This is a genomic window from Kitasatospora sp. NPDC047058 (genome assembly GCF_040643935.1).
Taxonomy (GTDB): Bacteria; Actinomycetota; Actinomycetes; order Streptomycetales; family Streptomycetaceae; genus Kitasatospora.
Genome location: NZ_JBEYVJ010000414.1, coordinates 1 through 5706 on the forward strand (window position 1 = coordinate 1; position 5706 = coordinate 5706).

Here is a 5706-nt window from a genome sequence, read left to right on the forward strand (position 1 = left end):
GTCCGCCGCGCGCCTGCGCGGCGACCGCGACCGCCTCGTGGGCCACGCCGTGCAGCACGCTGCCGGCCTCGGCCTTCGTCAGGGCCAGGACGAACAGCTGCGCCAGGTCGTCCACGTGCACCATCGGCCAGCGGGTCGCCGCCGAGCCGGCGTACCGGCCGGTGCCCCGCTCGCGCGCCCAGCCGGTCATCAGGCCGGGAATGCCGCCGCCACGGCCGTACACGATGCCGGGCCGCAGCACGACGGCCCGCACGTCCTCCCCGGTCAGGGCCAGCACCCGCTGCTCGATCCGCGGACGGTAGCCGACGATGGCGATCGGGTCGGTGGCGGCGGCCTCGTCGAGCGCCGTGTCGCCGGTGGCGCCGAGCACCCACACCCCGCTGGTGTAGACGAACGCCCGCCCGGTGCCGCGCAGCCGCTCCGTCAGCGCGTCCACGGCCGCCGCGTCCACCGCCTCGTCGCCGGTCGGCGTGGCGAGGTGCAGGACGGCGTCGACGTCGTCGGTGACGGCGGCCCGCAGCGAGGCCGGGTCGGCCAGGTCGCCCACCCGCGACGGCACCCCGGGCGCGACCCGGCCCGCCTCCTTGACGAAGTGGACCACCTCGTGGCCGTCCGCGGTCAGCCGCCGTGCCACGGCCGATCCGATGTAGCCGGTGGAACCCAGCACAAGTACCTTCACGTCTGCTCCCGTTCGAGTTGCTCAACGGCAGTGGAGGAGCCGGACGGCCGCACCGGGGTGCGGCCGCGCGAACGTGCCCCGCCTGCCGACGCCTGGAGAATCTAGGCCGGTCGCTCCGGCCCGGGTCGACACGGCGTGCACGATCACTTGACTCCGCGCGCAAGGACGGGCCGGAGGACCTCCGGGCGGTGCGCCCGGCGGTGTGGGAGGGCAGGGGATCTGCCGGCCGGAGGCGGTGACCCACGGTCCGCGGGCGGGCGCGGGGTGTTGCCGGGCGGTCGCGGGTGCGAGCAGGCGCGGACGGGGGAAGAAACCGGACAGGGATCGGCTTCGGATGCTGTTGCGGAGGACCGATGCACCGGGACGGACGGGTCGCGAACGCCTTACTCGCACTGCTGAGCCGGGACTGGTTGGGACTGCCGGTCGCGCTCCTGGTGGCGGCGGCGGGGGGTGGCCTCGTCGGAACGGGCCCGCCCTGGGCGGTGGCGCTCGGTGGCCTGACGGTGGCGCTCGGTGCACTGCTGCTGGCCGGGTCCGTGCGGCACCTGGTGCTGACCGCCCGCGAGGCGCGGGCGCGCCCGGCGCCGGGAACGCTGGCCGACGTGGGCGGCCACCGGATGCACCTGCTCGCCGAGGGGGACGCCGGGGGCGGGCCGACCGTGGTCTGGGTGCCGGGCGGGCACGCGCCCGGCGAGGAGTTCCGCCGGCTGCACACGATGACGGCGGCCCGGGGCCGCTCGGTGCTGGTCGACCGGTTCGGCACGGGCTGGAGCGACGTCGGGCCCTTCCCGAGGACGACGGCGGCGGAGGCCGAGGAACTGCCGGCCGCGCTGGCCGCGGCGGGGGAGCGGCCCCCCTTCGTCCTCGTCGGCCACTCCTTCGGCGGGCTGCTGGCCGCGAACGTGGCGCGGCGGCGCCCGGACCTGGTGGCCGCCGTCGTGCTGCTGGACCCGACGCCGCTGGAGGTCATCGCCTTCGCGCCGCCCAACCGGCTGGTCGCGGGGATGCGCCGGAGGTTCCTGCTGACGGCGGTGCGGCACCTGTTCGGCGCGCACCGCGGCGCCGGCTGCCGGACCGGACAGCACTGCGCCGCCGCATCGGTCTTCGCCGAGCTCACGCCGTCCGGTCTGGCCGCGGTGGGCTGGGAGACCGTGGTGTACGACGGGGACCTCGGAGACCTGCCGCTGGTGCTGGTGATACCGCGGGACCTCGTGGGCGGTGAGGCGGTGCTGGCCGGCGCCCGGGACGCGGCCGAGGCCGAGCGGATCAGCAGGTTCTACCTCCGCAGCCGGGTGCGGTACCTGGCGGCGTCGACGGCGTCCCGGCTGGTGCACACGCCGGACGGCACCGGGCACGACTTCCCGCAGGAGGCGCCCGGGTTCGTGGCCGACGTGGTCGGGGACGTGGTGCGGGAACTGCGGGTGGTCAGCCCATGACCGTCCGCGCGGCGTCCGCCCGGACGGCGCGCCGGCGCGAGAAGGCGCCCAGGTCCACGACGTTGCCGGTGTGTTCGCAGCGGTGCCGGACGGGGTCGCGGTCGTGGTCGTGCCCGGCCTCGACCCGGTCGACCAGGGCCGCGAGGTAGCGGCCGACCAGCGGGGCGTTCTTGAACTGGTTGCCGCTCGTGCCCATGGCCACGTAGTAGCCGTCGAGGGCGGTGCGGTCGTAGACCGGGGTCCAGTCGTCCGCGACGTCGTACACGCCGGCGACGCCGACGGGGCGGTTGGGGACGGCGAGCCGGGGGAAGCGGCGGGCCGCCCGGGTGACCTGGGTCCGGAACCGGTGCGCGGTGGGGCGGGGGTCGGCCTCGTCCGGGTCGTCGATCCACTCCGGCGGGTCACAGGCCGGCTGCGTGCCGCCGACCAGGAGCCGGCCGCCGGAGGCCGCCCGCAGGTAGGTGCCGAGGTCGAGGTCGGCGACGACCGGGCCGGGGCCGGGGCCGGTGGCGTAGCCGACGGGTGCGGTGACCTGGTGGACCTCCTGGCGCAGCGGGCGTACCCCGACGGTGAAGTCGCCCCCGACGCCGGCCAGCCGGTTGAGGCCGCCCGACCACGGGCCGGCGGCGTTGACCACGACCGGCGCGGCGATCCGCGCCCCGTCGGCCAGGCGGACGCCCGCGACCCGGTCCGCCTGCCGGTCGACGGCCACCACGGTCCGGTGGAACAGGAAGCGCGCGCCCAGCCCGCCCGCCGCGTCGGCGAGGTTCTGCGCGGCGAGCTGCGGATCGTCGACGTACCCGGCGTCCGGGGTGAACAGGGCGCCGAGCTCCCCGGTGGGGCCGGCGAAGAAGGCGTCGTCGTCCACCGGCTTCGGCGGCCAGTACCGCCCGGCGTCGATCCCGGGCAGGCGCCTGCGCAGCGTCGCGGCGTCCCACCGCTCGTACGGGACGCCGGCGCGGTCGAACAGGGCGGGGGTGTCCGACGGCACGGCGCCAGGGGCGTCGAGGAGCACGGCGCCGGTGCGCCGGAAGGCGGCGAGCGGCCGGCGGCCGCCGAGCCGCAGGTGGTCGGGCCAGGACGTCCAGAGGTGGCGGGCCTCCCAGGCGGTGGCGACGCCGTCGAAGGTGGAGTAGTTGAACCGGATGATCGCGCTGGAGGCGCCGGTGGAGCCGTGCCCGGCCGCGCCGGCCTTGTCCACGACGACGACCTGCCGCCCGGTGCGGGCGAGTTCGAGGGCGACGGCGGCGCCGATCACCCCGGCGCCGACCACCACCGCGTCCGGTGGACCGATGGTCATGAGGGCCTCCCGGAGGACGGGGCGCCGTCCCGCGGCGCACCGGACAGACGCGGTACGGCGGCGAGCAGGGCCCTGGTGTACGGGTGTTGCGGGGCGCGCAGCAGGGCCTCGGTGGGGCCCGTCTCGACGATCCGCCCGCGGTGCATCACGGCCACCGCGTCGGAGACGTGGCAGACCGCGGGCAGGTTGTGGCCGATGAACAGCACGGACAGGCCCAGCCGCCGCCGCAGGTCGCGGATCGTGTTGAGGACGGCGGCCTGCACCGAGACGTCGAGTGCCGAGGTGATCTCGTCCGCGATCAGCAGGCCGGGCTCGACGGCGAGGGCGCGGGCGACGGCGACCCGCTGGCGCTGCCCGCCCGACAGCTGCCCCGGCAGGCGGTCGGCGAGCCGGGCGTCCAGGCCGACGAGTTCGAGCAGGGCGGTGACGCGCCCGGCCCGGGCCTGCCGGTCGTACCGGTGGAACACGGTGGCCGCCTCGGCGAGCGTCCGGCGGACGGTCATCCGCGGATCCAGTGCCGTGTCCGGATCCTGGAGGACGACCTGGACCTGCCGGCCCAGCCGGCGCCGGTCGCGGACGGTGCGGACGCGGACCTCCCGGCCGTCGAGCAGGACCCGGCCGCCGTGCACGGGGGCGAGGCCGACGACCGCGCGGGCCAGGCTCGACTTCCCGGAGCCGGACTCGCCCACCAGTCCGAGCGTGGTGCCGGCCGGGACCTCCAGCGAGACGCCGTCCACGGCGGTGACCGGGCCGCGCGGACCCTGGTGGCGGACGGTGAGGCAGACGACCTGAAGGGTGGTCATGACGCGACCGCCTCCGCCGGCAGCGGAAGCCAGCACGCGACCCGGTGGACCGCGTCGAGGGCCTCCATCGGCGGCGGCTGCTCGGCGCAGCGGTCCTGGCGGCGCGGGCACCGGGGCTCGAAGGGGCAGCCCGGGGCGGTCACGAGCGGATCGGGCGGCGCGCCCGGCACGGTCGGCAGCGGCCGGTCGCGGTCCGCGGTGAGGTCCGGCACCGAGGCGACCAGCGCCCGGGTGTACGGGTGCCGGGCGGTGAGGAGCCGGTCGGCGGGCAGCGCCTCGACGACCGTCCCCGCGTACATCACCAGGACGCGGTCGCAGAACCCGCCGACGAGAGCCACGTCGTGGCTGATGAACAGGACCGCGGCGGAGGTGTCACGCCGCAGGTCCGACAGCAGCCCGGTGATCTGCCGCTGCACGGTGACGTCGAGGGCGGTGGTCGGCTCGTCGGCGATGACCAGGCGCGGCCGCACCATGAGCCCGGAGGCGATCATCACGCGCTGGCGCTGGCCGCCGGAGAGCTGGTGGGGGCGCGAGCGCAGCACCGCCGGGGGGAGGGCGACCCGGCGCAGCGCGTCCGAGGCGTCCTGTGCGGCCCGGGTGCGGTCCGCGCCGCGGTGGGCGCGGACGGTCTCGGTGAGCTGGGTGGAGACCCGCAGGGACGGGTTGAGCGCCGTGGCCGGGTTCTGGAAGACCACCGCCAGTCCGGTCGCGAGATGGCGGTCGCGCTCCTTCGGCGTCATGGCGGCGAGGTCGGCCCCGAGCAGACGGAGGGTCCGCCGGGACACCCGGGCCCGCCCCGGGAGCAGGTCGGCGATCGCGAGCGCGGTGAGCGACTTCCCGGAGCCGGACTCGCCGACGAGCCCGACGATCTCGCCGCTGCGCAGCGACAGGCTGACGCCGCGCACCGGCCGGATCGTCCCGTCCGGGGTGGGGAGTTCGACGCTGAGGTCCTCGACCTGGAGCACGAGGCCCTCCTCGGCTGGCCCTCCCCCAGCCTTCGGCCGGGGGGACCCCCATGGCGCGACCGGCTGCGGGGTGCTCCGGGGTGCCGGGCTGCGCCGGGCGGCGGAGCCCGCCAGGACCTCGCCGATCAGTTGGAAGGTCACCGCCGCGTAGAGGACGGCCAGGCCGGGGGCGAGGGCGGGCAGCGGCTGCGCGTAGATCCGGTCGAGCCCCTGGTTGAGCAGTTGTCCCCAGTCGTAGCCGGGCGGCTGCACGCCCAGGCCGAGGAAGCTGAGGCCGGAGAGCGCGACCAGGGCCGTGCCCGCGGCCGTCGTGACGGCCAGCAGCAGCGGCTCGGCGATGTTGGGCAGGACGTGCCGCCACAGCAGCCGGTGCCGGCGCAGGCCGAGGACGCGGGCGGCGGCGAGGTGGTCGGTGCCGGCCACGGCGGCGCAACGGCCCTGCCTCTGCTGGTGGCGACGGGGGACGAACGCAGTATCGGCATCACTAGGTCCCGGATCGCGTCCTTGCGGTTCGAACAGGGAG

General features: G+C 76.8%; 5 protein-coding genes. 1 reads left to right on the forward strand and 4 read right to left on the reverse strand.

Annotated features, from left to right (window positions below):
* Positions 1-679, reverse strand: a 679-nt coding sequence (locus ABZ885_RS34245) for an NAD-dependent epimerase/dehydratase family protein (RefSeq protein ID WP_360197560.1), incomplete at its 3' end; no start/stop codon positions are given.
* Between the two features lie 353 nt (positions 680-1032).
* Here ABZ885_RS34245 and ABZ885_RS34250 point away from each other — a divergent pair.
* Positions 1033-2115 (forward strand): alpha/beta hydrolase, encoded by a 1083-nt coding sequence (locus tag ABZ885_RS34250; RefSeq protein WP_360197563.1) that lies wholly within the window; start codon positions 1033-1035, stop codon positions 2113-2115.
* Here ABZ885_RS34250 and ABZ885_RS34255 read toward each other — a convergent pair.
* Genes ABZ885_RS34255 through ABZ885_RS34265 form a run of 3 tightly spaced genes read right to left on the reverse strand, consistent with a single transcriptional unit; the run spans position 2105 to position 5606 of the window.
* A complete protein-coding gene (locus ABZ885_RS34255) occupies positions 2105-3415 on the reverse strand; it encodes an FAD-dependent oxidoreductase (protein WP_360197566.1) in 1311 nt (436 codons plus the stop codon). The genes ABZ885_RS34250 and ABZ885_RS34255 overlap by 11 nt on opposite strands.
* Positions 3412-4218 (reverse strand): ATP-binding cassette domain-containing protein, encoded by an 807-nt coding sequence (locus tag ABZ885_RS34260; protein ID WP_360197569.1) that lies wholly within the window; start codon positions 4216-4218, stop codon positions 3412-3414. Before ABZ885_RS34260 ends, ABZ885_RS34255 begins: the two co-directional genes overlap by 4 nt.
* Positions 4215-5606: an oligopeptide/dipeptide ABC transporter ATP-binding protein gene (locus ABZ885_RS34265; RefSeq protein ID WP_360197572.1), complete on the reverse strand. Its 1392-nt coding sequence runs from the start codon at positions 5604-5606 to the stop codon at positions 4215-4217. The genes ABZ885_RS34260 and ABZ885_RS34265 overlap by 4 nt, the downstream gene beginning before the upstream one ends.
* Positions 5607-5706 lie beyond the last annotated feature (100 nt).

Coding starts and splice junctions, on each gene's coding strand:
- ABZ885_RS34250 (WP_360197563.1), top strand. CDS start 1,033: ATGCACCGGGACGGACGGGTCGCGAACGCCTTACTCGCACTGCTGAGC.
- ABZ885_RS34255 (WP_360197566.1), bottom strand. CDS start 3,415: ATGACCATCGGTCCACCGGACGCGGTGGTGGTCGGCGCCGGGGTGATC.
- ABZ885_RS34260 (WP_360197569.1), bottom strand. CDS start 4,218: ATGACCACCCTTCAGGTCGTCTGCCTCACCGTCCGCCACCAGGGTCCG.